Consider the following 23,726-nt stretch of genomic DNA (forward strand, 5'->3'; position numbering starts at 1 on the left):
GCGGGTCAGGACCTCGGGCCGCCCGCACGGACGCCGCCGTGGCTGCGCCCCCTCCCCGAGTCGCCGCGGAAGCCCGTACTCGCCGCGGAAGCCCCTCAGCCGCGGAAGCCCGTACTCGCCGCGGAGGCCCCCGCCGGTGCGGCCCACACGGCGGTGCGGCACACGCGGCGGGGGCATCCGGTCAGCGGTCGCCGAAGGCGTCGGCGGATCTGATCCGCTCGCGCACCCACACACCGGCGGGCTTCAGGGAGCCTGTGCCGGCCCAGGGACCGCCGGCGGCGCAGGTGCCGCTGCGGAAGACGGCGCCGGAGCGGTGGTCGTCGGAGAAGTTCCAGTTGGACCAACTGATCTTCTTGCTCGCCATCAGGTCGAGGTAGCGCTGCGCCATGGCGAAGTCGTCGGCACCCTCCCCCGCGTAGTCCTGGGTGCCGAACTCGGTGACGAAGACGGGGAGCTTGTCGGCCGCCCTGGAGAGGGTGGCGAGGTACTCGTCGCGGTGCGAGGCGGCATAGAAGTGGAAGGTGTACATGATGTTGGCGGCGCGCACCGGCGCGGCCACGACCTCCCGCTCGTCGGAGCCCTCGGAGACGCCGAACGACGACCACGCGCGCGTGCCGACGAGCACCGGGGTGCCGGGGTCCTCGGCGCGGATGACGGGGATGAGCTGTTCGGCATAGCTCCGGATGCGGGACCAGCCGACGCCGCTGGGTTCGTTGGCGATCTCGTACAGCAGGTTGTTCTTGGCGCGGTGGCGCCGGGCGATCTCGGTGAAGAAGGTCTTGGCGCGGGCGAGGTTGTGGTGCGGGTCGCCGGGGCTCAGCATGTGCCAGTCGACGATGGCGTACAGGCCGCGTGCGGTCGCCTGCTCGATGAGGGAGTGCACCATGTCGGTGTACTTGCGCGGGTCGGTCTCGTAGCCGCCTTCCTGGATGTACATCGAGATGCGCAGGACGTCGGCCTTCCAGTCCTGGGCCAGGGCGTCGAGCGATCCGCCGGTCAGGCACCGGCCGTACCACTGCAGACCGTGCGTGGACATGCCGCGCAGCTGGATCGGGACGCCGTGCTGGTTGCAGAGCCTGGTGCCGCAGACCCGGAGCCGGCCGTTGGCCGCGACCGGGGTACGGAGCTCCTGCGCGCGCTGGACCGCGGCGGTGTCCAAAGCGGGCGAGGGCGGCTGGGCGAGCCCGAGCAGCAGGGCCGCGAGGAGCACGGGGAGGAGAAGGATCCGTCTCATGTGGGGGTCTCCAATGCCATTGACGGAGCGTGAGACTGGAAGGAAACTTTCCTAACTTTCCTGGAGTGATGAATAGCAGGGCACGCCCCGCCCAGCAAGGGTCATGACAAAAGACGGAGGGAAGACGGGAGGGTCGATCCGGAGGCACATCGGCGCTTCAGGCGGTCTCCACGCGGTCGCTGCCCCCAGGGATCCGGTGCTAGAAATGGTGCATGAGTGGACGTTCCGGACGATCCAGGCACGCGTCGGGCCGCCCCTTCGCCGGCCGGTCCGGACACGGTGACCGCGACGGACGTCCCGGCCCGCCCGACGAGGACCACGGTCTCCGACCGCTCCTGGGCGCGCGCAGCGTCGCGGGCCAGGTGCTCCTGCTCCAGGTCCTGGTGGCGGTGCTGCTGATCTCGGCCGCGGTGGTCGCGGTGACGTTCCAGACCCGGCGGGACAGCGAACAGGAGGCCAAGAGCCGTTCGCTCGCCGCCGCCGAATCCTTCGCGGACGCCCCGGGTACCGCCGGGGCGCTGGTGTCGCCCGATCCGGCGGCCGCCCTCCAGCGCCACGTCGACGACGCCCGCCTCGGCTCCGGCGTCGACTTCATGGCGGTGATGGCGCCGGACGGCACCCGGCTCGTGGACACCGACCGGACGCTGATCGGCAAGCGCGCCGAGGGCGTCGAACGGGCCACCGCGGGAACGGCGTTCGCGGAGATCTTCGAGGGCGCCCCGAACGACGCGGCGCGGGCCGTGGTCCCCGTCCGCGACCCCGACGGCGACCTCGTCGGCCTCGTGGCCGCCGGGGTGGCCATCGAGAACGTCGGGGAAGCGGTGGACCGCCACCTGCCCATCCTGCTGGGCTCCGGCGCCGCCGCCCTGGCCCTGGCCGTCGGCAGCTCGGCGCTGGTGAGCAGGCGCCTGCGGCGGCAGACGCACGGACTCGGCCCCACCGAGATGACCCGGATGTACGAGCACCACAACGCGGTGCTGCACGCGGTGCGCGAAGGCGTGCTCCTCGTCGGCGGCGACGGCCGGCTGACCCTCGCCAACGACGAGGCGCGCAGGCTCCTCGAACTGCCCGCCGACGCCGAGGGCCGGCACGTCACCGAGCTGGGCCTGGACGAGGACGTCGCCGAACTGCTGGCCTCCGGCCGCACCGTCACCGACGAGGTCCACCTGGCGGCCGACCGGCTGCTCGCCGTCAACACGCGGCACACCGCCCCGTACGGCGGGGCCTCCGGCACGGTCGCCACGCTCCGGGACACCACCGAACTGCGGGCCCTGTCGGGCACGGCCGAGGTGGCGCGCGAGCGGCTGAAGCTGCTGTACGAGGCCGGGGTGCGGATCGGTACGACGCTGGACGTGCAGCGGACCGCCGAGGAGCTCTCGGAGGTGGCGGTCCCGCGGTTCGCCGACTTCGTCAGCGTGGAGCTGCTGGACCCGGTGCTGCGCGGTGAGGAGCCGACGGAGGAGCACACGCAGATGCGGCGCGCCGCCCTGAGCGGCATCCGCGCGGATCCGCCGCTCCAGCCGGTGGGCGACCGGATCCGGTTCGACGACCCGACCACGCCGATGGCGGCGGCGCTGGCGAGCGGGCACGCGGTGCTGGAGGCGGACCTGACGGTGGCGCACGGCTGGCGCGCCCAGGACCCCGACGGTGCCGACGAGGCGATGGCGTACGGCATCCACTCGCTGATCGCCGTGCCGCTGCAGGCGCGTGGTGTCGTCATGGGGATGGCCAACTTCTGGCGTTCGGAGCGCGCGGAACGCTTCGAGGAGGAGGACTTGGCCTTCGCCGAGGAGCTGGCCGCCCGCGCCGCCGTGGCCATCGACAACGCCCGCCGCTTCACCCGCGAGCACACCATGGCCGTCACGCTGCAGCGCAGCCTGCTGCCGCGGGTGCTGCCCGAGCAGGAGGGGCTGGAGGTCGCCTACCGCTACCTGCCGGCCCAGGCCGGGGTGGGTGGCGACTGGTTCGACGTCATTCCGCTGCCCGGGGCGCGGGTCGCGCTCGTCGTGGGCGACGTCGTGGGGCACGGACTGCACGCGGCCGCCACGATGGGGCGGCTGCGCACGGCCGTGCACAACTTCTCGGCCCTCGACCTGCCGCCGGACGAGCTGCTGGGCCACCTGGACGAGTTGGTCTCCCGCATCGACCAGGAGGAGGGCGACGGCGGTGGGGACGGCATCACGGGCGCCACCTGCCTGTACGCCATCTACGACCCGGTCTCGGGCCACTGCTGCGTGGCGACCGCCGGCCACTTCGCCCCGGCGCTCGTCCTGCCCGACGGAAGCGTGGATTTCCCCAAGGTGCCCGTCTTCCCGCCACTGGGGCTCGGCGGCGGGCCGTTCGAGACGGCCGAACTGCACCTGCCCGAGGGCAGCCGCCTGGTGCTGTACACCGACGGCCTCATCGAGCACCGCGAGCGGGACGTCGACACCGGGCTGCGCCTGCTGCGCGACACGCTGGCCGACCAGGGGAACCGGACGGCGGAGGAGACCTGCCGAGCCGTGTTCGGCGCGATGCTGCCCCCGCACCGCAGGGACGACATCGCGCTGCTGGTGGCGCGGACCCGTCTGCTGGACCCCGGCCGGGTCGCGGACTGGGACGTCCCCGCCGACCCCTCGGCCGTCGCTCCCGTACGCGCCGCGTGCGGCCGGCAACTGGAGGCGTGGGGCCTGGGGGACATCGGCTTCACCACGGAGCTGATGCTCAGCGAGCTGATCACCAACGCGATCCGCTACGGCTCCGAGCCGATCCACGTACGGCTGCTGCGCGAGCGCCACCTGATCTGCGAGGTGTCCGACGGCAGCAGCACCTCCCCGCACCTGCGGCGCGCCGCCACGACGGACGAGGGCGGGCGCGGGCTGTACCTGGTGTCCCAGTTCGCGGGGCGGTGGGGAACCCGGTACACGCCGACCGGGAAGGTGATGTGGACCGAGCAGCCCCTGACCGGCGAGCCGCAGCCGGTGGCCGGCCTGCTGCTGGACGACCTGTCGTGGTGACCCGTGGGGCGTCCCGAACGAGAGGCGCTAGCGACGGCGGGCGCAGCTCCAGGCGCCCATGCCCTGCTGCGCGGCGAGCTTCTTGGCGGTCGCGATCTGCTCCGCCCTGGTGGCGAGGTCGGCCCGGGGCGCGTACTTGCGGCCTCCCGCGGCCTCCCAGCTGGACTGGGTGAACTGGAGGCCGCCGTAGTGACCGTTGCCGGTGTTCGCCTTCCAGTTGCCGCTGGACTCGCATGCGGCGATGGCGTCCCAGTCGACGCGCGCGGCCGTGGGGGCGGAGGCATGGGCGGCGGGTGCGCCGAGCAGCAGCAGCGCGTGAGCGACGATCACGGTGCGGAGCAGCGTTCTGAGGGGGCGTCGGTTCGTACGTCCGGACATGGGCGTCCTTCCTCCGGGGACCCTGCCGCGGACCGGGCAGGGTGCTCCGACCGTAGGTCCGGCCGTCCGGACCGGCACGTGCTGTTGCGCCCATCGGGCTGTTGTGATCGATGAATCGACAATTCACGCCGTCATGGTTGCGGCCGTTCGCGGGCGGGCGCGGACCAGGTCACGGCGGTGGCGGCGGTGGCCAGGGCGACCGCCGTCAGCCGCTCGTAGTCGAGGGTCTCCGGGGTGTCGGTGGGCTGGTGGTAGTGCGGGTTGCGGAAGTTCGCCGTGCTGGTGAGCATCAGCGCCGGGATGCCCGCGTTCCAGAAGGCGGCGTGGTCGCTGCGGTCCAGGTGGGCCAGCGGGGGCACGGCGAGACCGGCCAGTGCGCCCAGCGGACCGTGGGGCCGGGGGTCGCGCAGGGTGACACAGCGCAGCGGCGGGTCGGTGGCGTGTGCCGCGCGGCGCCACAGCGATGCCGCCCCGTCCGTCGCGCGGCGGTGCACGACGAGCGTGAAGTCGCCCCGCCGACCGGTGGAACGGACCTCGGCGGCCACCTCGGGGAAGGCCGCTTCGAACCCCATCGGCATCAGCTGGCTGCCGGGTTCCGTCGAGAAGCAGCCGACCGACTCCAGGCAGATCATCCCCACGGCCTGCCGGCCGCGCCGCAGCCGGCGGGCCGCGTACCGGGCGCCGATCAGTCCGAGTTCCTCCATGTCGAGGACGGCGAGCGTGACGGCGGGCGGCCGCGGCAGCCCGGCGAGGAGCCGGGCGGTCTCCAGCAGTGCGGCGACACCGGAGGCGTTGTCGTCGGCGCCGGGGCTGGCGTCGACGGTGTCCAGGTGGGCGCCGACGACCACGGTGCGGCGGTGGTCCGCGCCCGGCAGCCGCGCCAGGACGTTGGCGCCCGTCAGCCGGCGGTGCAGCCGGAATTCAAGCGGGAGTGCCCGGTGGCCGCGCCGGTCGGTGGAGCCGACCCGGCACCGCACGTCGAAAGGCTGCCGTTCGGTGCGCCAGCCCGCCGCGGCGAGCTCCCGGGCGACGTACGCCTCGGCCCGCAGCATGGCCACGGGGGCGCGGGTCCGGCTGCGGGGACCGGTGGCGAGCCGCTCCACGTCCCGGCGCAGCCGCAGCGGGTCGGCCCGCGGCGCGAGCGTGCGGACGAGTTCGGCCACCTCTGTCATGGCACCACCGTGCGCCTCTTCGCGCGGCGTCACAATGGGAGGTGGAGAGCGCCCGCCCCCCACGGCGCGCCGCGACAGAGAGGGGGCGACCGACCGTGGCGTACGCGGCCGTGACCGCCCTGAGCCATGCCGGGCTGGTCCGCGAGCACAACGAGGACAGCCTGGTCATCGGCCCGTGGACGCTGTGCGGAACCGTCACGCACAGCCCCCAGACGCTGGTGTTCCCGCTGGGCACGCCCCTCGTCGTGGCCGTAGCCGACGGGCTCGGCGGACAGCCGGCCGGTGAGGTCGCCAGCGCCCTGGTCGTCCGCCGGCTCGCCGCGCTCGGCACCACGCTGGACGGCGAGGAGGCGGTCCGGGGTGTGCTGGACCACTGCAACCGCGCGGTGTACGCGACCGCGGAGGCCGAACCGGAGCTGCGCACGATGGGCACCACGGTCGCGGGCGCCGTGGTCCTGGCGGATTCGCTGCTGGCGTTCAACGTCGGCGACAGCCGGGTGTACGACGCCTCGGGCGAGGAGTTGCGCCAGGTGAGCGTGGACGACAGTCCGCCGCCCCCGCCCGGGCGCCGCACCACGTCGATCGTCACCCGGACGCTCGGCGGCGGCCCCGTGTACACCGAGGTCGCGCCGCACGTGGCGGCGTGCGCCGCGGCTCCGGGGATGCGCTTCCTCGTCTGCAGCGACGGGCTGACCGACCCGGTGCCGGACGACGAGCTGGAGAACCTGCTGCGGGTCTACGACGACGGCCGGGCCGCGTTCGAGCTGTGGAAGGCCGCCATCGACGCCGGCGGCCCGGACAACATCACCCTCGCGGTGGTGCGCATCGGCGCCTGAGCCGTACGGGCCTCCGTACGGCCGGTGGGGGCCCGGCGGGGGTCATACGCGGCCGTGGGCCTTCTGGGCGCGCCGGGACAGGGCGTCGATGACGACGGCGACGAGCAGCACGCCACCCGTGATCATGAACTGCACGGCCGCCTGGATGCCCAGCAGCGCCACGCCGGAGGCGATGGACTGGATGACCAGGACGCCCAGCAGCGCGGACCACACCCTGCCGCGGCCGCCGAAGAGGCTGGTGCCGCCGATGACCGCGGCGGCGATGGCGTTCATCAGGAGGTTGCCGCCGCCGGACGCCTGGCTGGCCGAGGTGACCCGCGAGGCCAGGAAGAGCCCGCCGACCGCGGCCATCGTGCCCGAGACCATGAACACCGAGATACGGATCCAGGCGACGGCGAGCCCGGCGCGCCGGGCGGCCTCCACCCCACCGCCGAGCGCGAAGATCATGCGCCCGTATGTGGTGCGGCGCAGGACGTAGTCGAGGCCGACGAGGACGACCATGAAGACCAGCAGGGCCAGCGGCAGGCCCTGGAACCGGTTGAGCACGAACGCGGCGGCGAAGACGACCACGGCCAGCGCGGCCGTGCGGGCGGCGATCCCGGCCGGCGTGCGGGACGGCACCCCGGCGGCCACGCGTCGCCGCGCGTCCTTCAGGGCGACGAGGAGGTACCCGGCGACGCCCAGCGCCGCCACCCCGTAGGCCACTGCCACGTCGTGGAAGTAGTGGCCGGTCAGCAGGGCGACCAGGCCCTCGTCGTCCAGGTTGACGGTGCCGCTCGCCCCGAGGATCCAGAGCATCAGGCCGTTCCAGCCCAGCAGTCCCGCCAGGGTGACCACGAAGGCGGGGACACCGACTTTGGCCAGGAAGAACCCGTGCAGGGCGCCGATGGCCGTGCCCATCACCACCGCGACCACGACGGCGAGGCCCTCCGCCATGCCGTGCTGCACGTTCAGCACGGCGAACACGGCAGCGGCCAGCCCGCTCACCGAGCCCACCGACAGGTCGATCTCGCCCAGGAGCAGGACGAAGACGATGCCGACGGCGATCATCCCGGTCCCGACGATGTCCACGCTGAGGTTGGACAGGTTGCGGGGCGAGAGGAACTTCTCGTTCAGGCTGACGAAGATGATCCAGATCGAGGCCAGGCTGAGCAGTACCGGCAGGGAGCCGAGCTCGCCGCTGCGCAGCCGGTCCGCGAACGCCCCGGCGGTGCGGTCGGCGCGGCCGCGGAGCCGGCGCACGAGGCCGTGCCGCCCGGCGTCCGGGGCCGGCCCGCTCACAGGTCCGCCTCCCACTCGCGCGAGGCCCGGCGGGTCACGGCGTTGTCCGTGGCGCCGGTGATGGAGGAGATGATCTGCTCGTGCGAGGTGGTCGTCACGTCGAAGAAGCCGTTGTTCCGGCCGAGGCGCAGCACCGCGATCCAGTCCGCGACGGCTTTGACGTCCCCCATGTTGTGGCTGATGAGCAGCACGCCCAGCCCCCGTTCGCGCAGCCGGTCCACGAGGTCGAGGACCTGGGCGGTCTGCTCGATGCCCAGCGCGGCGGTCGGCTCGTCGAGCAGGACGAGACGCGGTTCGCCGAGCAGGGAGCGGGAGATGGCCACGGTCTGCCGCTGCCCGCCGGAGAGCGAGGCGACGGGCAGCCGCACGCTGGGCATGCGGATGGAGAAGGTGTCCAGCAGGCCGAGCGTCCGGCGTTCCATCTCCACCTCGTCGAGGATGCCGATGCGGTGGATCTCGCGGCCGAGGAAGAGGTTGCCGACGACGTCGAGGTTGTCGCACAGCGCCAGGTCCTGGTAGACGGTCGCGATGCCGAGGTGCTGGGCGTCGTGGGGGCGGCCGATGTGGACGGGCCGTCCGTTCCACTCGATCGCGCCGTGGTCGGCGGGATCCACCCCGGCGACCACCTTGATCAGGGTGGACTTGCCGGCGCCGTTGTCGCCCACCAGCGCGACGACCTCGCCGGCGCGGATCTCCAGATCGATGTCCGCGAGCGCCTGCACCGCTCCGAACCGTTTGGAGATGCCCCGCAGCGCCAGCAGAGGCGGTGCTGACATGTCAACCACTCCCTTGCGGCGGCACCCCATGTCACGGGGTGAGACCGGCCCTGTCGCAGTCGGACGCGTACTTGGGGGTGCAGATCTGGTCGACCGAGTACATCCCGTCCGCGATGACGGTGTCCTCGATGTTGCCGGCCGTCACGGAGACCGGGGTGAGCAGGACCGCCGGTATGTCGCGGGTGGTGGCGCTGGTGACCCTGCCGGTCGCGATGCGGTCCGGCGGCTCGCCGCGTACCAGCGCGACGGCCATCTCCGCGGCCGCGCCGGCCTCCAGGCGGAAGGGCTTGTAGACGCTCATGTACTGTTCGCCGGCGACGATCCGCTGCAGGGCGGCGAGTTCGGCGTCCTGCCCGGTGACCGGCGGCAGCGGGTGGATCTTCGCCGACTTGAGCGCCGAGATGATCCCGGAGGCGAGGCCGTCGTTCGCGGAGTAGACGCCGTCGATGCTCTCGGCGCCCAGCGCGGCGATGGCGCCGGACATGTTGATGTGGGCGTTCAGCGGCCGCCACTCGGCGGTGTCGTACGCCTTGCCGATCCGGACCTTGCCCTCCAGGGCGGCGAGCGCGCCCTTCTTGAACCAGGCCGAGTTGGGGTCCGTCGCCGATCCGTTCATCATCACGATCTGGCCGCCGCGCGCCTCGTCGCCGAGGGCTTCGAGGAGCGCCTCGCCCTGGAGCCTGCCGACCCGTTCGCCGTCGAAGGAGACGTATGCCGAGACGGGGCCCTCCACCAGCCGGTCGTACGCGACGACCTCGATGCCGGCCGCGCGCGCCCGCTCCACGGAGGAGCGGAGGGAGCGGGAGTCGACGGCGTCGAGGATCAGTACGCCGACGCCTTTGGTGATCATGGCGTCGACCTGCTGCTGCTGGGTCGCGACGTCGGCCTGGGCGCTGGCGAACTCCATGGTGCACTCGGGGCACAGCTCGGCGATGCGCCGCTCGATCAGGGGGCGGTCGAACCGGTCGAAGCGGTTGGTGTTGTCGGGGAGCAGCAGGCCGATCGCCCGGGTGTCGCGGGGCACGTCCGCGTCCCGGTCGACCTCGCCGGCCCGGCCGCAGGCCGCCAGGCCGAAGGCCAGGACGAGCCCGGCGGCGAGGGCGCCGGACGGGCGCCGGCGGCGCGTGGGCACGGCCCTCACCTCCCCGGCCCGGCGGCGGCCGGGTCGCCGGGCGGTTCGCGGGGTGACAGGGCCAGCTCGCTCCACACCTGTTTGCCGCCGCTGAGCGGCACCGACCCCCAGGACGTGGACAGGGCCTCGACCAGCAGCAGGCCGCGTCCGCCGGTGGCCTCCCAGTCGACGCTCGCGGACTTGACCGGGGCCCGGGGCGACGCGTCGTTCACCGCGACCCGCAGCCGGTCCCCCGCGAGGGTGAGATCCAGCCGCACCTCGCCCCGGGTGTGGGCGATGGCGTTGGTGACCAGTTCGGACACGACGAGCAGCGCCATGTCGACCTCCTCCTCCACACCCCAGCCGCGCAGCGTGCGCGCCGTGAAGCGCCGTGCGTGCATGACGGCGTCGGGCAGCCGCCACACCGCCCAGCGGGCCCGCACCGGTCGCACCCGCATGCCGTCGTAGCGCAGCAGCAGCACGGCCACGTCGTCGTCGCGCCGCCGCGTGCCCGCCACCAGTTCGTCGGCGACGCGTCCGAGGTCGGCCGGGTCGGCCGCGTCGAGCACCGCGCGCACGCCGCGCAGTCCGTCCTCCAGGCGCAGGGTGGACGACTCGACCAGTCCGTCCGTCAGCAGGGCGACGACGGTTCCGGGCGCCAGCCCCACCTCGGTCATCGGGAACTCGGCGTCCGCCATCACGCCCAGCGGCGGTCCGCCCTCGACCTCGGTCTCCTCGGTGGCGCCGCCGGGCGGGCGCAGCAGCGGGGGCAGGTGCCCGGCCCGGACGAGCAGGGCGATGCCCTCCTCCATGTCGAGGTCGACGTAGCAGCAGGTGGCGAACAGGTCGGTCTCCATGCCGACCAGCAGCCGGTTGGCGTGGGCGACCACCACGTCGGGCGGGTGTCCCTCCACCGCGTAGGCGCGGATGGCCGTGCGCATCTGGCCCATGATCGTGGCGGCCCCGGCGCTGTGGCCCTGCACGTCGCCGATGACGAGCGCCACGTGGCCGTCGGAGAGCGGGATGACGTCGTACCAGTCGCCGCCCACCTCCAGGCCGACCGTCGCGGGCAGGTAGCGGGCGACGGCCGTGCCCCCGGGGAGGGCGGGCAGCTTGCGGGGCAGCAGGCTGCGCTGGAGCATCGTGGCGAGCTCGTGGCCGGCGTCCAGCGCGTGGGCGCGCATCAGGGCCTGGCCGACCAGTCCGGCGGTCGCCGTCAACAGGGAGCGCTCCTCCGGCCCGAACCGGTGCTCACCGTCCCACCCGACCAGGCAGACGCCGACCATGCGGCCGTCCGCCGGCAGCGGCAGCACGGCAAGCCCTCCCGGGCCGATGCCGGCGAGCCCGGGTTCCAGTTCGGTGCCCCGCGGCCACAGGGCGACGTGGCCCTCGCGCAGGGCGCCCTCCAGGGTGGGCAGGGAGTGGCAGGACGCGTCGGGCCACTCCGAGCGCCATTCGGAGCGCCACACCTCCGGCCAGGCGTCCGGCTCGGGCGGGTCGAGCAGGGTGACCACCAGGCGGTCGCCCTCCAGTTCGGCGACCGCCACCCGGTCGGCGTGCAGCGGCTCGCGCAGCGACTCCACGACCACGCGGCTGACGTCCCGGATGGTCGTCGCCGCGGCCAGGGCCGTGGACAGCCGCTGCACCAGGGACACCTCGTCGGGGGTGGGGCGCAGGTACGAGGCGTCGCCGACGACGCCGAGCATCCGTTCCGGCCGGCCGTCGGCGCCGGCGAGCACCCTGCTGCGCAGGCCCAGCCAGCGCAGCTCACCGCCCGGGCGGCGGATCCGGAACGCCAGCTGCTGGTGGGCATCGGGCCGGTCCGGTTCCACCACCGACATCAGCGCGGGCACGTCGTCCGGGACGGCGCAGGCCAGCAGGGTGGAGACCTGGCCGTCGAAGGTGCCCGGCGGGATGCCGAGCAGGGCGAGCACCTGCGCGTCCACCTCCATACGGCCCGTGCTCAGGGTGAGGGCGAAGGTGCCGCCGCGCATCGGCAGCAGGGCGTGGCCCGCGGGCGCGCCGATCTCCGCGGGGGCGGCGACCCGGGCCGCGGCGGCCTCCAGCCCGGCGGCGGTCTGGTCGGCGTACAGCTCCAGCAGCGCCCGCTGGACGGCGTCGAAGCCGTCCTCCGCCTTCCGTACGACGACGAGGCAGCCCAGCAGCGCCCGCTCGCCGTCCCCGCCGCCGAGCGGCAGCGCGCCCACGGAGACGGGGCTGTCCAGGCCGTAGGGGACGAGGTCCTGGGCGCTCAGCCACAGCGGGCGGCCCGTGCGGCACGCGTCGGCGACCGGGGAGCGCCCGCCGAGGTCGTACGCCGGCGGGATGCCGTACGGCCCGTGCGTGTCGCCGGCCGTCTCGGCCAGCCGCAGCTCGCCGCCGCTGCCGGCGGGGACGTAGACAGCGGCCAGCTCCACCCCGCAGGACGCAAAGATCTGCCCGGTCAAAGCGCGCACCGCCTGTCGTACGCGGAAGCCACCAGCGTGTGCCGCTGTGCCTCGCCTCTACCCCATGCTCCTCCTTACCGGGCAGGAGCAGCCAGTCAGGACGACCGTGCGGCCGGCCGCACGGTCCCGCCCGGTCAACCGGTCCACGTCCCGTCGGCGACCTCGGGCATGTCGGTGCCGTGCTCCCGGATCCAGGCGTGGTGCCGGGTCCGGGTGTCGGCCATGGCCTGCCGTACGGCGGTGGCCCGCACCGCGAGGCCGGGTACGCGGTCGATCACGTCCGGGCCGGGGGACGTGCCCCGGTGCCCGAGCAGCCGCGGCCTGATGTGCGCGGCTTCGAGGGCTGCCCGAGCAGCGGGTTGTCCCGCAGGTGGAGCTGTCCGGCCGACAGGTGGTCGGCGGCCCGCCAGTGCGCGTCGAGGGCGGCGGCCTCCTCGTCGGTGAGCGGTGCGGCATGCGGGTGCGTGGTCGTGGGCATGTGTGTACCTCCGCGGATTCGGGTGCCCGGTCCGGGCGGTGTCCCCCCGGGCACCGCCCCGACCGTCACCCGACCGGCCCCCGCGCCCCGGCCCACGGCCCCGACTTGCCGGAATCGGTACCCGAGGGGCGTGCCGGGGCGCACGCCGGGCATGCCCGACGGGAACATCCGTACGGAGGGGCATCCCCACGGAACACGACGGACCGGCGATCATGGTCCGTGTACTGGTCGCACAGGACCGATACGGAGGAGCGAACACATGCCGAACGAGCGCGCGGGACAGCAGGCGCGGCCGGAGGACCTGGTCGACGTGGCCCGGCTGGTGACCGCGTACTACGCCGTGCACCCCGACCCGGCCGAACCGGCCCAGCGGGTGGCTTTCGGAACGTCGGGGCACCGCGGGTCGTCCCTCGCCGCGGCGTTCAACGAGGACCACATCGCGGCGACGAGCCAGGCGATCTGCGAGTACCGGGAACGGCAGGGCATCGACGGCCCGCTGTTCCTCGGGGCGGACACCCACGCCCTGTCCGAGCCGGCCCGGGTGACGGCCGTGGAGGTCTTCGCGGCCAACGGAGTGACCGTGCTCATCGACTCGGCCGACGGCTATACCCCGACCCCCGCGGTGTCCCACGCCATCCTCACCCACAACCGCGGCCGCACCTCGGGCCTGGCCGACGGCGTGGTGGTCACGCCCTCGCACAACCCGCCGGCGGACGGCGGCTTCAAGTACAACCCGCCGAGCGGCGGCCCCGCCGGGTCGGAGGCGACCGGCTGGATCCAGGAGCGGGCCAACGAGATCATCACGGGTGGCCTGAAGGACGTCCGGCGCCTCCCCTGGACCCGCGCGCTCGCGGCGCCCACGACGGGCCGGTACGACTTCCTCGGCGCCTACGTGGGCGACCTGCCCTCCGTCCTGGACCTGGACGCCGTGCGCGGCGCGGGCATCCGGATCGGGGCCGATCCGCTCGGCGGCGCCTCCGTGGCGTACTGGGGCCGTATCGCCGAGGAGCACCGGCTCGACCTGACGGTGGTGAACCCGCACACGGATCCGACGTGGCGGTTCATGACGCTGGACTGGGACGGCAGGATCCGGATGGACTGCTCGTCGCCGTACGCCATGGCCTCGCTCATCGAGGCCCGCGACCGCTTCGCCATCGCCACCGGCAACGACGCGGACGCCGACCGGCACGGCATCGTCACCCCGGACGGCGGGCTGATGAACCCCAACCACTACCTGGCCACGGCCATCGACTACCTGTTCCGCCACCGCGAGCGGTGGCCGGCCGGTGCGCGGATCGGCAAGACGCTGGTGTCGTCCGGCATGATCGACCGCGTCGCCGCCGGTCTGGGCCGGGAGCTGGTGGAAGTCCCCGTCGGTTTCAAGTGGTTCGTGGACGGGCTGGCCGACGGCACGCTCGGCTTCGGCGGTGAGGAGTCGGCCGGTGCGTCGTTCCTGCGCCGCGACGGCTCGGTGTGGACCACCGACAAGGACGGCATCGTCCTGGCGCTGCTCGCCTCCGAGATGCTGGCGGTGACCGAGCGCACGCCCAGCGAGCACTACACCGCGTTCACCGAACGCTTCGGCGAGCCGGCCTACGCCCGTGTCGACGCGCCGGCCACCCGCGAGGAGAAGGCCGCGCTGAGCCGCCTCTCCCCCGCCCAGGTGACCGCCGGCACGCTCGCCGGCGAGCCGATCACGTCCGTGCTGACCGAGGCGCCGGGCAACGGCGCGCCCATCGGCGGCATCAAGGTGTCCACGGCGAACGCCTGGTTCGCCGCGCGCCCCTCGGGCACGGAGGACGTCTACAAGGTGTACGCCGAGTCGTTCCACGGCCCGGAACACCTGGCGCGCGTGCAGCAGGAGGCCCAGTCCGTCGTGTCGGCGGCGCTGTCCGGCTGACACGCACACGCCCGCCCCCGCCGGAACGGGCCGCCCGCGCACGGATCCCGCCCGGGCCGGGTCAGCCCACGCTCATCGCGAAGGTGACGGTGGTTCCGGCGGGGCCCGGGACGACGGTGAGGCGGTCGGTGATCAGCCGGGTCAGCCACAGGCCCCGGCCCGGGCAGCAGCCGTTGAGGCCGGGCGCGAGGTCGGGGATGACCTCCTCGGTGAAGCCCGGCCCGCGGTCGCTGATCCGGCACTCCAGCTCCCCGGGGGTCCGGGCGAGCACCAGCACGCCCTGTCCCCCGCCGTGCTGCACGGCGTTGACGGCGACGGCGTCCATGGCCACCACGAAGTCCCCGCGGCGCGGCTCGGGGAGCCCGGCGAAGGCGGCGTAACTCTCCACCAGGACGCGCAGCGGCGGGATGTCCGCGGCGCCGAAGCGGCGGCGGAGCAGGACTTCCTCGGCACTCGGGTGCAGGGACACGGCGCTACCCCGTCACTTCCAGGCGCGCCGGGTCCGCGCCGAGGCGGCGCAGCAGCAGCGCGTGCCCCGCGGAGCAGCGGACCCGTACGGGCCGGCCGGCCGCGGCCCGGGCGATGCGGCGGACGAGTTCGTCCGCGCACGCGGCGCTCAGGAACCCGGTGCGCCGCAGGTCCACCGTGACCACCCCGGACGCCCCGCTGTCGCGGAACAGTGCGGCCAGCGCCTCGGCGAACCGGGGGGCGGTCGCCAGGTCCGCCTCCCCGATGACGCGCAGCGTGCCGTTGCCGTGCAGGCACCTCAACTGCCCGAGCCGCGGCAGCAGGTTCCGGGGGTGGGCCCGGCACATGGCTTCGAGGACCGGCTCGGGGAAGCGGCGCCGGTCGTAGGCGCAGATCTCGCTGTAGAAGCCGTCCGTGAACAGGTGGCCGGCCCGGCGCTCGCGGTCCATCATCATGTCCAGTCCGGCGCCGAGGTCGGCTACCCAGCCCATGTCGATGTAGGCGCGCAGGCCGCTGAAGCCCTCGACGCGCGCGGCCTCGGTCTCCTCCACGATGCGCCGCCACTGCCGGTCGGCGGTGAACCGCCGCTGCGGCAGGATCAGTTCCCGCATGCTGCTCAGCTCCAGTTGCGCCCGCTCCCAGCCGGAGGCGGCCGGCAGCCCGGGAGCCTCCTGCAGCCGCGCCCGGACCTCCGACTCGCCCAGGTGCGGCGGCCCGAGGACGATGACCTTCTCACCGCGGACGAGCCCGGCCCACACGAAGGCGGCCAGGACGTCCCAGCCGGGGGCTTCGCCGTCGTAGCACAGGAACGCGTGGTCCCCGGCGCCCATGTGCTGCACGGGCAGCGTCCCGGGGTGCTGCTCCTCGCCGGCGAGACCGCCCACTCCACCACCCCCGTGTAACCGCCGTGTAGCGCAACGTTACAGAACTCCGGCGATCTCCCGGTAGCCGGGTGGCGGGAACCCGTCCGCGCTCCTTCCCCTCCTCCTGTGTGCACGACGTCAACGGAGCGGTGGGGAACGGACGATGGAAGAGACGCGCGGGGCGGGCACGTACGGGGCGGAGGCCGGCGCGGGTGCCGGAGCGGAGGCCGGTCCCGCCGGGAGGGCCGGCGGGCCGAGCCGCCGCCGGCTGCTGGGGGCGGGTGCCGCCGCCGCCTCGGGGGCGCTGCTCACGGGGATCGCCGGGGTACGGGCGGCCGGCTCCGCGCCGTCGCCGTCCCCGGCGCGGGTGGCACCGGTGGCCGGCACGGCATCCGGCGTGCCCCGCCCCGGGGACTGGGCGGCGCTGGCCCGGGGCCTGGACGGTTCGCTGCTGCGGCCGGGCGACCGCGACTACGACGCGGCCCGGACGCTGTTCAACCCCCGGTTCGACGGCGTGCGGCCGGCGGGTGTGGCGTACTGCGCCCGTGCCGAGGACGTCCGCACCTGCCTGGAGTTCGCGCGCCGGCACCGGGTGCCGGTCGCGGTGCGCAGCGGCGGCCACTCGTACACGGGCTGGTCGTCGGGGCCGGGACTGGTCGTGGACGTGCAGAGGATGGCGGCCGTCTCGGTGGGTTCCGGCACGGCGACGATCGGCGCCGGGGCCAAACTCATCGACGTGTACGACCGGTTGACCGCGCGCGGCCGGACCGTGCCGGCCGGGTCCTGCCCCACGGTGGGCGTGGCCGGACTGACACTGGGGGGCGGCGTCGGCGTGGTCAGCCGGGCCTACGGGCTGACCAGCGACAGTCTGACCGAGGCCAGGATCGTCACGGCCGACGGCCGGATCCGGGATGTCGACGCCCGCCGCGACCCCGATCTGTTCTGGGCGCTGCGCGGCGGCGGGAACGCCCAGTTCGGTGTCGTCACCGAATTGCGGATGCGCACGCACGCGGCGCCGGAGTGCACGACCTTCTTCCTGAGCTGGCCGTGGGCGCGGGCGGCGGCCGTCGTGCGCGAGTGGCAGCGCTGGGCGCCGGCCGCGCCCGACGGGATCTGGGCCAACCTCCACCTGGCCGCCCCCGTGGGCGGACGGCCCGGGTCCGTCCGCGTCGGAGGGCTCGCCCTGACCGGCCGCAGGGACCTGGAGAACCGGCTCGACCGGCTCGCCGACGCCATCGGCGCGGCGCCCCGCTCGGAGTCGGTGCGCACCCGCCCGTTCATGGACGCGATGAAGGTGATGGGCGGCGTGTCGGGCTTCACCGTCGCGCAGGCCCACCAGAAGGGCAGCCTGCCCGGCCGCACCCCGCAGGGCCGGGTGGCGCGCGAGTCGTACGCGGCCCGCTCGGACTTCTACACACGCCGCATCCCGGCCGACGGCATCCGGGCGCTGATCTCGCGGGTGGAGCAGCTGGCGCGGCTGTCCGGCGGTGGTGCCGGCAGCATCGCGCTGGACGCCATGGGCGGGGCGGTGAACCGGGTCCGGGCCACCGACACCGCGTTCGTCCACCGTGACGCGCTCTTCCTGGCCCAGTACATCGTCTCCTGGCCGGACAAGGCCGCCGCCGGGACGGTGAAGCGGCACCGGGCGTGGCTCGACGGCACGTACGACGTGATGCGGCCGTGGGCGAGCGGTCAGGCGTACCAGAACTACACCGATCCCGCGCTGCGCGACTGGCGCCGGGCCTACTACGGGGTGAACATCGACCGCCTGGTGAAGGTGAAGGCGGCCTACGATCCCGGGCGCCTCTTCCGCCACCCGCACGCCTTCTGAGGCGGAACGGGCCGCGTCACCGGTTCGCCCCGCCCGGGGGGCGGGCCGGGGCCTCGGGTGTCACGCTGCTGCGGTACGGCCCGTGCCCCTGTGCCCCCGCGAGACCGAGGAACCGCCCGTGATCACGACTGACTTCGCCACCGGCTCCCCCTGCTGGCTCGACCTCGGCGCGCCCGACGTGGCAGCGACCGCCAGGTTCTACAAAGCCGTGTTCGGCTGGGAGTTCGAGCCGTTCAGCGCCGAGGACGCGCAGTACGGCTTCTTCAAGCTGGACGGCAAGGTGGTCGGCGGGATCGGGCCGCTCACCGAGGAGGGCGCCCGCTCCGCCTGGATGATCTACTTCCGTACGCCCGACGCCGCGGTCACCACGGAGGCCGTGCGACGGGCGGGCGGCACGGTACGTGTCGAGCCGATGGACGCCGACGGCGAGGGCCGCATGGCGCAGTTCACCGACCCCCAGGGCGGCCAGTTCGCCGTCTGGCAGCCGGGCAGCTTCGGGGGGGTCGACGTGGTCGACGCGCCGGGAGCCCTGTCGTGGACGGAGCTCTACACGACGGACGCCGCCGCGGCGAAGGAGTTCTACGGCAGCCTGTTCGACTGGCAGACGCAGGACATGGACCTGCCCGGCGGGGGCGGCACCTACTCGCTCATCACCCCGTCCGGCCTGCCCCCGGAGCGCATGCACGGCGGCCTGATGCAGCTCCCGTCGGAGGCCCTCGCGCTGAACGGCGGCCGCCCGTACTGGCACCCGGTCTTCGGGACGACGGACTGCGACGCGACCGTCGCGAAGGTCACCGCCCACAACGGCACCGTCCAGATGGGCCCGGAGGACGCGGCGGGCGTCGGCCGGCTCGCCGTGTGCGTGGACCCGTCCGGCGCGGACTTCGTGGTGCTCGCCCCGACGGAGGGCTGACGCCCACCGGCTGTCGCCAACCCGCGGCGGCCCGGGCAGCCGTGGAGGGGCGTTTCCCTTACGGGTGTGCGAGGGCCTCCGGGCTGTCCCCTGGGCGGCAGGTCGGACGGAGTGGTACTGATCCGGGCGGGTGACCGCCCGTGTACACGCCGCCGGCCGGCCCCTCTCCGGCGCACCCGGTCGCGATCATGCGACGGTGATCATTCAACGCCACTCCCCCTCCCGCCGGCGCGCCGTACCGGTGGTCGGCCTCGCCGTGATCGGCCTGCTGTCGGCGCCGTCCGCCCCGCCCGCCGCCGCCCGCGACGCTGCGGCGCCCCCCGCCCCCGCCTCCGCCTCCGCGCCCCGGCCGGTGACCCCGGCGGAGGCGCGGACCGCGGCCCATCTGGAGGCCGTCCGTCATCGGCCCGCCCTGCTGCGGGCCTTCCTCCGGAACCTGCCCAAGGGCGGCGACCTGCACCACCACCTCTCCGGTGCCGTCTCCACCGAGTACCTGATCCGGCTCGCCGGGGAGGACGGTCTGTGCATCGACGAGGAGTCGATGACCGCGGTGGCCCCGCCGTGCGGGCCCGGCCGGCGCCCGGCGGCCGACGCCGCGGGCGACCCCGCCTTCCACCGGGCGCTGCTGCGGGCCTGGTCCATGGAGGACTTCCCCGCGGGGGAGTCGGGGCACGACCACTTCTTCGCCACCTTCGGCAGGTTCGGCGAGGTGACCTGGCGTCACCGCGGCAAGCTGCTGGCCGAGGTCACCGCCACGGCGGCCGCGCAGAACCAGTCGTATCTGGAGACCATGGTCTCGCCCGCGTCGGAGGCGGTGAAGAAGCTCGCCGACGAGGTCGGCTGGGACCCGGACCTCGCCGAGCTGCACGACAAGCTGGTGGCGGGCGGGAAGCTCGACCGGCTGGTGGCCGAGGCGCGGACGGAGGCCGACGAGGCGGACGCCGAGTTCCGCGCGGAGGCGCGCTGCGGCAGCGCCCGGCCCGCTCCCGCCTGCCGCGTGACCGTCCGGTGGATCTCACAGGTGTCGCGCGGTGCCGCGCCCGAGCGGGTGTTCGCCCAGATGGCGCTCGGTCTGCGGCTCGCCGAGCGCGACCGGCGGTTCGTGGCGGTCAACCTGGTGCAACCGGAGGACTGGGACAGCTCGCTGCGCAACTACCGCCTCCACATGCGCATGCTGGCCCATCTGCACCGGGTCTACCCGCGGGCGCGTCTCACCCTGCACGCGGGCGAGCTGGTGCCGGGTCTGGTCAAGCCGGAGGACCTGACGTTCCACATCGACGAGGCGGTGAACGTGGCCGGCGCGGAGCGCATCGGCCACGGGGTCGACCTGGTCCACGAGAACGACTGGCAGCGGCTCGCCCGCACGATGGCCGCCCGCGAGGTGGCCGTCGAGGTGCCCTTCACGAGCAACGCCCAGATCCTCGGGGTCCGTGGCGCGGACCACCCGTTCTCCCGGTACCGGGCGCACGGCGTGCCGGTGGTGCTGTCCACGGACGACCCCGGGGTCTCCCGTACCGACATCAGCCGCGAGTACGAGCACGCCGCCACGACGTACGGCCTCGGCTACCCGGAGCTGAAGGACCTGGCGCGCGCCTCGCTGGAGTACGCGTTCCTGCCCGGGCGCAGCCTGTGGCGCGGCAACCCCACGCGTGAGGGCTACCGTCCCGTCGCGGAGTGCGGGAGCGAGCCGACCGCGGGCGCCTCGGCCGGTGCGGCGTGCCTGGAGCTGCTGGCCGCGAGCCCCAAGGCGGCCCTCCAGTGGCGGCAGGAAGCCGCCTTCGCCGTGTTCGAGCGGACGTTCCGGGGCGTCGCCGCCGGGAAGTGACGGCGGGCGCCTGCCGGGCGCGGCACCGGCGATCCGGGGCGGGCCGTCAGGAGGCGCGCAGGTAGAACCGGATCGTGGTGCCGTCCGTGCCGGTGTGGACCCGGACCAGGTCGGAGAGGTGGTGCACGAGCATGAGGCCGCGGCCGCCGGGCCGGTGCGGGGGCGGCGGCCGCCGGCCGGCCAGCGGGTCGGTCAGCCGTCCGCTGTCGTGCACCTCGCACACCACCTGACCGCCCTCGTCCCAGATGCGCAGGGTCCCGTGGCCGGCGCCGTGGATGACGCTGTTGGTGGTCAGCTCGGCGACGGCCAGGGCCAGGTCCTGCAGCCGTATGGCGGTGAGACCCAGCCGCTCCCCCTGCTCGACGGCGAAGTGCCGCACCTCGGGGAGCTCGGGGGCGGCGAAGGCGTACGCCGCGGCGCCGGGCGGGGTCGGCAGGGCCGTGTTGTAGCGGGCGACGGCCTTGTCGGGGTCGTAGGCGGTGGAGACCGTCTCGCGGGACTCCTCCACGATGACCGGGTGGGTCGCCAGCGCGTCGGCGAGCACCCGCTCGTCGAGTCCGTCGGCGTCGTAGGGGCACAGGATGGTCACGTCGCGTCCGGCGAAGGCCATGTTGATCAGTGCCTCGTGCTGGACGCAGGCCGGGTACTCCAGCTCCGTACGCCCGGCCCAGATCGGCTCGCCGATGATGCGGACCCGGCCGGGCCGCTGGGCGTCGGCGAAGGCCCGCAGAACGCCGGGGATGATGCGGCCGGGGTTGCGGCCCGCCTGCGTCATGTCGACGAAGCGGACGGCGCGCGCGTCGTCGCCCAGCGCACCCTTGATCGTCTCCAGCCGGGCGGGCGGGGCGGCGACGGCGACCGGCTCGCCGGCGGCCAGGCCGTCCAGGATGAAGGGAACCGTTCCCGCCACGTACTGCTGTTCACCGCGGTAGAACAGCGCCGGGTGCACGAACGGATCGTCGACGGTGGCCTCGCTCGTCACGACGCCACCTCGATTTCGGACAGTCCGGGCCAGAAGAGTTCCAGTATGCGGGGCAGCTGCGGCGGTGGGTCGTGCAGGACGATCCGCCGACCCGACGTGAGAGCCTGCGCGGTCAGCGCCAGATCCGTGATGCCGGCGACGTCGACGAACGTCACCTGCGACAGATCGGCGTGACAGGCATCCCCTGGCTGCCGCACAAGTTCCTCCAGCACCGTGTGCCAAGCGGCGCGCGTGAGGTGGCTCATCTCGCCGATCACGCGCACCCCGGGCCGGTCCGACATCGGGTACGCCTCCAACGAGGCCCCTTCCGCCGACATCGTGCCGCCGTCCGCCCCGCCGGCGGGTCGGCCCTTCGTGTTCATTCTCCGAACCGTACCCTCCCGGCCGGCAGTGCGGGACGCCGGTGGGGGTGTCGAGGCCGTGGAGGCACATCCTGGTGGGCGAATGCCCGGTGCACCGTAGCCCATGCACGCGTGCGCGTCACACCCGGCCGGGCCCCCGGCGGGGCCGGGCCGCGCCGGACGGCGCGGCCACCGACAGCGAGGAGCCCGATGAACGACACGTCCGCCGCCTTCCGCCTCCTTCCCGGGGCGTCCGACTCGCCCGTGCTCCTCCATGTCCCGCACTCCGCGCGCGCCATACCCGCGGACGTCCGGGAGGGCATCGTGCTGGACGACGCGGCACTGGAGACGGAGCTGGACCGCATCACCGACGCGTGCACGGCGGAGATCGCCGCCGCGGCGGCTCTCCGGGCGGCGCCCGGCACGCCCTGGCGGTTCGTCAATCAGCTGTCGCGCCTGGTGGTGGACCCGGAGCGCTTCCCCGACGAGCGGGAGGAGATGCGGGCCGTCGGCATGGGGGCGGTGTACACCCGTACCACCCACGGTGAAGAGCTCCGGCGGCCCGGCACCGACACGGAGCCGCTGGTCCGGCGGTACTTCGACCCGTACGCGCGGGCCATGACGGCGGCCGTGGCGGGCCGGCTGGCGGCGGCCGGACGGGCGGTGATCATCGACGTGCACTCGTACCCGGCACGGCGGCTGCCGTACGAGCTCCACGGCGACGGCCCGCGGCCGCCGGTCTGCATCGGCACGGACGCCTTCCACACCCCCGCCGCACTGCGTGACGCGGCGTGCGCGGCGTTCGCGGGCTTCGGCGGAACGGGGCTCGACAGTCCGTTCGCCGGGACGTACGTACCGCTGCGGTACCACGGGCACGACCCGAGGGTCCGCGCGCTGATGGTGGAGATCCGGCGGGACCTGTACCTCGGGGACGGCGGGCAACCCTCCGCCGACGGGTTGGACGCGCTGTCGGAGGCGCTGGCCGAACTGGTCGCGGCGGTGTCGGCGGACCGGCCGTAGTCCGCGGCGGAGGTGCGGGGGAAGCGGCGCCGAGGGGCCGCACGCGGTGGCGGGCCGTCGTACGAGCGGCCGGAAAGAGTGTTGCCGCGACCGGTGAGCATCCGCTGCCCTGGAGGGGGTGACGCGTGGGTGGCGCCCGGGTTACGGGCTCGACAGCGAGGAGGGGGCCGTGATCACTGTCCCGCGGTGCACGACCGGCGCGCGCACCGGCGCCCGCGCCGTTCCCCGGCCGTACTCCGCCCCCATGGTGTGCGCGTGCGTGTTCCTGGGTTCGGCCGGGCTCCTGCCGCTGCTCGGCGCGACCGGGGAGCTCCACCACCCCGCCGCCGCCTTCCCCGCCTACTGCGTCCTCGCGGCCGCCACGGGCCTCCGGGCGCGCGCCCGGGCGGCGCCGCTCAGCGCCCTGCTGTGCTGGCTGTTCTACGACGGTTTCGTCGTCCATCAGCAGGGCGAGCTGACCTGGGACGGCTCCACCGACGCCCGCCGCCTGGGCGTGCTCCTGGCGGCCGCGGCGCTCGGCACCGCCGCGGGGTGCGCCGTCCGGGCGCTCGCAACCCGCCCGGCGGCTGGCGGGCGGCTGGCGCGGTGTGCGGGGGTACGTCAGGCTGGAGGCATGAGCGACCACGTGGGACCTCCGATGGTCGTCTCCGGTGTCGTGCCGGGCGACCCGCCGTTCCGCATGGTCGAGGTGGACGGCGAACCCGTGGGGATCGCGCGGGACCTGTCGGACGTGGTCCGGCTCGCGCGTCGGCTGGGCCTGAAGCACGTGGACCTCGACGATCCGGCGGTCGTGCGCTGGGTCGGCGGCGGCAAGTACCACTGGAACCCCTGAGCCCCGCTCCTGCGGACCGGCGGGCGGTGGGGCGGGGGGTTC

21 protein-coding genes are annotated in these 23,726 nt (G+C 74.4%); 8 read left to right on the forward strand and 13 right to left on the reverse strand.

What is annotated here, in order from left to right; translation table 11 throughout:
• Positions 1-181: 181 nt before the first annotated feature.
• Positions 182-1,234, reverse strand: a complete 1,053-nt coding sequence (locus tag ACIA79_RS28630; protein ID WP_399431255.1) for a glycoside hydrolase family 5 protein — start codon at positions 1,232-1,234, stop codon at positions 182-184.
• Positions 1,235-1,446: 212 nt separating this feature from the next.
• Here ACIA79_RS28630 and ACIA79_RS28635 point away from each other — a divergent pair, with 212 nt between their 5' ends.
• Positions 1,447-4,230, forward strand: coding sequence for a SpoIIE family protein phosphatase (locus tag ACIA79_RS28635; RefSeq protein WP_399431256.1), 2,784 nt, complete (start codon positions 1,447-1,449; stop codon positions 4,228-4,230).
• A 27-nt stretch (positions 4,231-4,257) separates the two neighbouring features.
• Here ACIA79_RS28635 and ACIA79_RS28640 read toward each other — a convergent pair whose 3' ends face one another.
• Both ACIA79_RS28640 and ACIA79_RS28645 read right to left on the reverse strand, forming a co-directional pair.
• Positions 4,258-4,608, reverse strand: coding sequence for a transglycosylase family protein (locus ACIA79_RS28640; protein ID WP_399431257.1), 351 nt, complete (start codon positions 4,606-4,608; stop codon positions 4,258-4,260).
• A gap of 131 nt (positions 4,609-4,739) precedes the next feature.
• Positions 4,740-5,780 carry a M28 family peptidase gene (locus ACIA79_RS28645; protein ID WP_399431258.1) on the reverse strand — a complete coding sequence of 347 codons (1,041 nt, stop codon included), beginning with the start codon at positions 5,778-5,780 and terminating at the stop codon, positions 4,740-4,742.
• A 95-nt stretch (positions 5,781-5,875) separates the two neighbouring features.
• On the opposite strand from ACIA79_RS28645, the gene ACIA79_RS28650 reads away from it, so the two are divergent.
• A complete protein-coding gene (locus ACIA79_RS28650; RefSeq protein ID WP_399431259.1) occupies positions 5,876-6,616 on the forward strand; it encodes a PP2C family protein-serine/threonine phosphatase in 741 nt (246 codons plus the stop codon).
• Between the two features lie 42 nt (positions 6,617-6,658).
• Here the strand turns inward: ACIA79_RS28650 and ACIA79_RS28655 are convergent, their stop codons facing one another.
• The 6 genes from ACIA79_RS28655 to ACIA79_RS28680 all read right to left on the reverse strand — a co-directional run bounded on the left by ACIA79_RS28655 (position 6,659) and on the right by ACIA79_RS28680 (position 12,877).
• Positions 6,659-7,897, reverse strand: coding sequence for a sugar ABC transporter permease (locus ACIA79_RS28655; RefSeq protein WP_399431260.1), 1,239 nt, complete (start codon positions 7,895-7,897; stop codon positions 6,659-6,661).
• On the reverse strand, positions 7,894-8,673 hold the full coding sequence (locus ACIA79_RS28660) for an ATP-binding cassette domain-containing protein (RefSeq protein ID WP_399431261.1): 780 nt from the start codon (positions 8,671-8,673) through the stop codon (positions 7,894-7,896). The genes ACIA79_RS28655 and ACIA79_RS28660 overlap by 4 nt, the downstream gene beginning before the upstream one ends.
• 31 nt (positions 8,674-8,704) lie before the next feature.
• The gene (locus tag ACIA79_RS28665) at positions 8,705-9,805 is read right to left on the reverse strand and encodes a substrate-binding domain-containing protein (RefSeq protein WP_399431262.1); all 1,101 of its coding nucleotides are present in this window, start codon (positions 9,803-9,805) and stop codon (positions 8,705-8,707) included.
• Positions 9,806-9,810: 5 nt separating this feature from the next.
• A complete protein-coding gene (locus tag ACIA79_RS28670) occupies positions 9,811-12,231 on the reverse strand; it encodes a SpoIIE family protein phosphatase (RefSeq protein ID WP_399431263.1) in 2,421 nt (806 codons plus the stop codon).
• 134 nt (positions 12,232-12,365) lie between these two features.
• Entirely contained in the window at positions 12,366-12,509 is a 144-nt protein-coding gene (locus tag ACIA79_RS28675) for a hypothetical protein (RefSeq protein WP_399431299.1), read from the reverse strand.
• Positions 12,506-12,877, reverse strand: coding sequence for a hypothetical protein (locus ACIA79_RS28680; protein ID WP_399431264.1), 372 nt, complete (start codon positions 12,875-12,877; stop codon positions 12,506-12,508). The genes ACIA79_RS28675 and ACIA79_RS28680 overlap by 4 nt, the downstream gene beginning before the upstream one ends.
• A 91-nt stretch (positions 12,878-12,968) precedes the next feature.
• Here ACIA79_RS28680 and pgm point away from each other — a divergent pair, with 91 nt between their 5' ends.
• Positions 12,969-14,609, forward strand: coding sequence for a phosphoglucomutase (alpha-D-glucose-1,6-bisphosphate-dependent) (gene pgm, locus ACIA79_RS28685; RefSeq protein ID WP_399431265.1), 1,641 nt, complete (start codon positions 12,969-12,971; stop codon positions 14,607-14,609).
• Positions 14,610-14,670: 61 nt separating this feature from the next.
• Here pgm and ACIA79_RS28690 read toward each other — a convergent pair whose 3' ends face one another.
• Together ACIA79_RS28690 and ACIA79_RS28695 are read right to left on the reverse strand one after the other, a co-directional pair.
• Positions 14,671-15,078 (reverse strand): ATP-binding protein, encoded by a 408-nt coding sequence (locus tag ACIA79_RS28690; RefSeq protein WP_399431266.1) that lies wholly within the window; start codon positions 15,076-15,078, stop codon positions 14,671-14,673.
• Positions 15,079-15,082: 4 nt separating this feature from the next.
• Positions 15,083-15,961: an MEDS domain-containing protein gene (locus ACIA79_RS28695; RefSeq protein WP_399431267.1), complete on the reverse strand. Its 879-nt coding sequence runs from the start codon at positions 15,959-15,961 to the stop codon at positions 15,083-15,085.
• Positions 15,962-16,103: 142 nt separating this feature from the next.
• On the opposite strand from ACIA79_RS28695, the gene ACIA79_RS28700 reads away from it, so the two are divergent.
• From ACIA79_RS28700 to ACIA79_RS28710, 3 genes are all read left to right on the forward strand, one after another.
• Positions 16,104-17,771 carry an FAD-binding oxidoreductase gene (locus ACIA79_RS28700; protein WP_399431268.1) on the forward strand — a complete coding sequence of 556 codons (1,668 nt, stop codon included), beginning with the start codon at positions 16,104-16,106 and terminating at the stop codon, positions 17,769-17,771.
• 118 nt (positions 17,772-17,889) lie between these two features.
• Positions 17,890-18,684 (forward strand): VOC family protein, encoded by a 795-nt coding sequence (locus tag ACIA79_RS28705; RefSeq protein ID WP_399431270.1) that lies wholly within the window; start codon positions 17,890-17,892, stop codon positions 18,682-18,684.
• A 196-nt stretch (positions 18,685-18,880) separates the two neighbouring features.
• Positions 18,881-20,509 (forward strand): adenosine deaminase, encoded by a 1,629-nt coding sequence (locus ACIA79_RS28710; protein WP_399431271.1) that lies wholly within the window; start codon positions 18,881-18,883, stop codon positions 20,507-20,509.
• 46 nt (positions 20,510-20,555) lie between these two features.
• On the opposite strand, the gene ACIA79_RS28715 is transcribed toward ACIA79_RS28710, so the two are convergent.
• Together ACIA79_RS28715 and ACIA79_RS28720 are read right to left on the reverse strand one after the other, a co-directional pair.
• Positions 20,556-21,491: an anti-sigma factor RsbA family regulatory protein gene (locus ACIA79_RS28715; RefSeq protein ID WP_399431272.1), complete on the reverse strand. Its 936-nt coding sequence runs from the start codon at positions 21,489-21,491 to the stop codon at positions 20,556-20,558.
• On the reverse strand, positions 21,488-21,853 hold the full coding sequence (locus ACIA79_RS28720) for an STAS domain-containing protein (RefSeq protein WP_399431273.1): 366 nt from the start codon (positions 21,851-21,853) through the stop codon (positions 21,488-21,490). Before ACIA79_RS28720 ends, ACIA79_RS28715 begins: the two co-directional genes overlap by 4 nt.
• Positions 21,854-22,042: 189 nt before the next feature.
• Between ACIA79_RS28720 and ACIA79_RS28725 the strand changes: the two genes are divergently transcribed.
• Positions 22,043-22,852: an N-formylglutamate amidohydrolase gene (locus tag ACIA79_RS28725; RefSeq protein ID WP_399431274.1), complete on the forward strand. Its 810-nt coding sequence runs from the start codon at positions 22,043-22,045 to the stop codon at positions 22,850-22,852.
• Positions 22,853-23,021: 169 nt separating this feature from the next.
• The gene (locus ACIA79_RS28730) at positions 23,022-23,684 is read left to right on the forward strand and encodes a hypothetical protein (protein WP_399431275.1); all 663 of its coding nucleotides are present in this window, start codon (positions 23,022-23,024) and stop codon (positions 23,682-23,684) included.
• Positions 23,685-23,726 lie beyond the last annotated feature (42 nt).

Origin of the sequence: Streptomyces sp. NPDC051310 (genome assembly GCF_044455245.1) — a bacterium.
Lineage (GTDB): Bacteria > Actinomycetota > Actinomycetes > Streptomycetales > Streptomycetaceae > Streptomyces.

What these genes read in the sequence shown, in the direction of transcription:
- ACIA79_RS28680 (WP_399431264.1), bottom strand. Translation starts at nt 12,877, where the DNA reads ATGTTCCCGTCGGGCATGCCCGGCGTGCGCCCCGGCACGCCCCTCGGG.
- ACIA79_RS28725 (WP_399431274.1), top strand. Translation starts at nt 22,043, where the DNA reads ATGAACGACACGTCCGCCGCCTTCCGCCTCCTTCCCGGGGCGTCCGAC.
- ACIA79_RS28660 (WP_399431261.1), bottom strand. Translation starts at nt 8,673, where the DNA reads ATGTCAGCACCGCCTCTGCTGGCGCTGCGGGGCATCTCCAAACGGTTC.
- ACIA79_RS28720 (WP_399431273.1), bottom strand. Translation starts at nt 21,853, where the DNA reads ATGAACACGAAGGGCCGACCCGCCGGCGGGGCGGACGGCGGCACGATG.
- ACIA79_RS28645 (WP_399431258.1), bottom strand. Translation starts at nt 5,780, where the DNA reads ATGACAGAGGTGGCCGAACTCGTCCGCACGCTCGCGCCGCGGGCCGAC.
- pgm (WP_399431265.1), top strand. Translation starts at nt 12,969, where the DNA reads ATGCCGAACGAGCGCGCGGGACAGCAGGCGCGGCCGGAGGACCTGGTC.
- ACIA79_RS28700 (WP_399431268.1), top strand. Translation starts at nt 16,104, where the DNA reads ATGGAAGAGACGCGCGGGGCGGGCACGTACGGGGCGGAGGCCGGCGCG.
- ACIA79_RS28630 (WP_399431255.1), bottom strand. Translation starts at nt 1,234, where the DNA reads ATGAGACGGATCCTTCTCCTCCCCGTGCTCCTCGCGGCCCTGCTGCTC.
- ACIA79_RS28640 (WP_399431257.1), bottom strand. Translation starts at nt 4,608, where the DNA reads ATGTCCGGACGTACGAACCGACGCCCCCTCAGAACGCTGCTCCGCACC.
- ACIA79_RS28635 (WP_399431256.1), top strand. Translation starts at nt 1,447, where the DNA reads ATGAGTGGACGTTCCGGACGATCCAGGCACGCGTCGGGCCGCCCCTTC.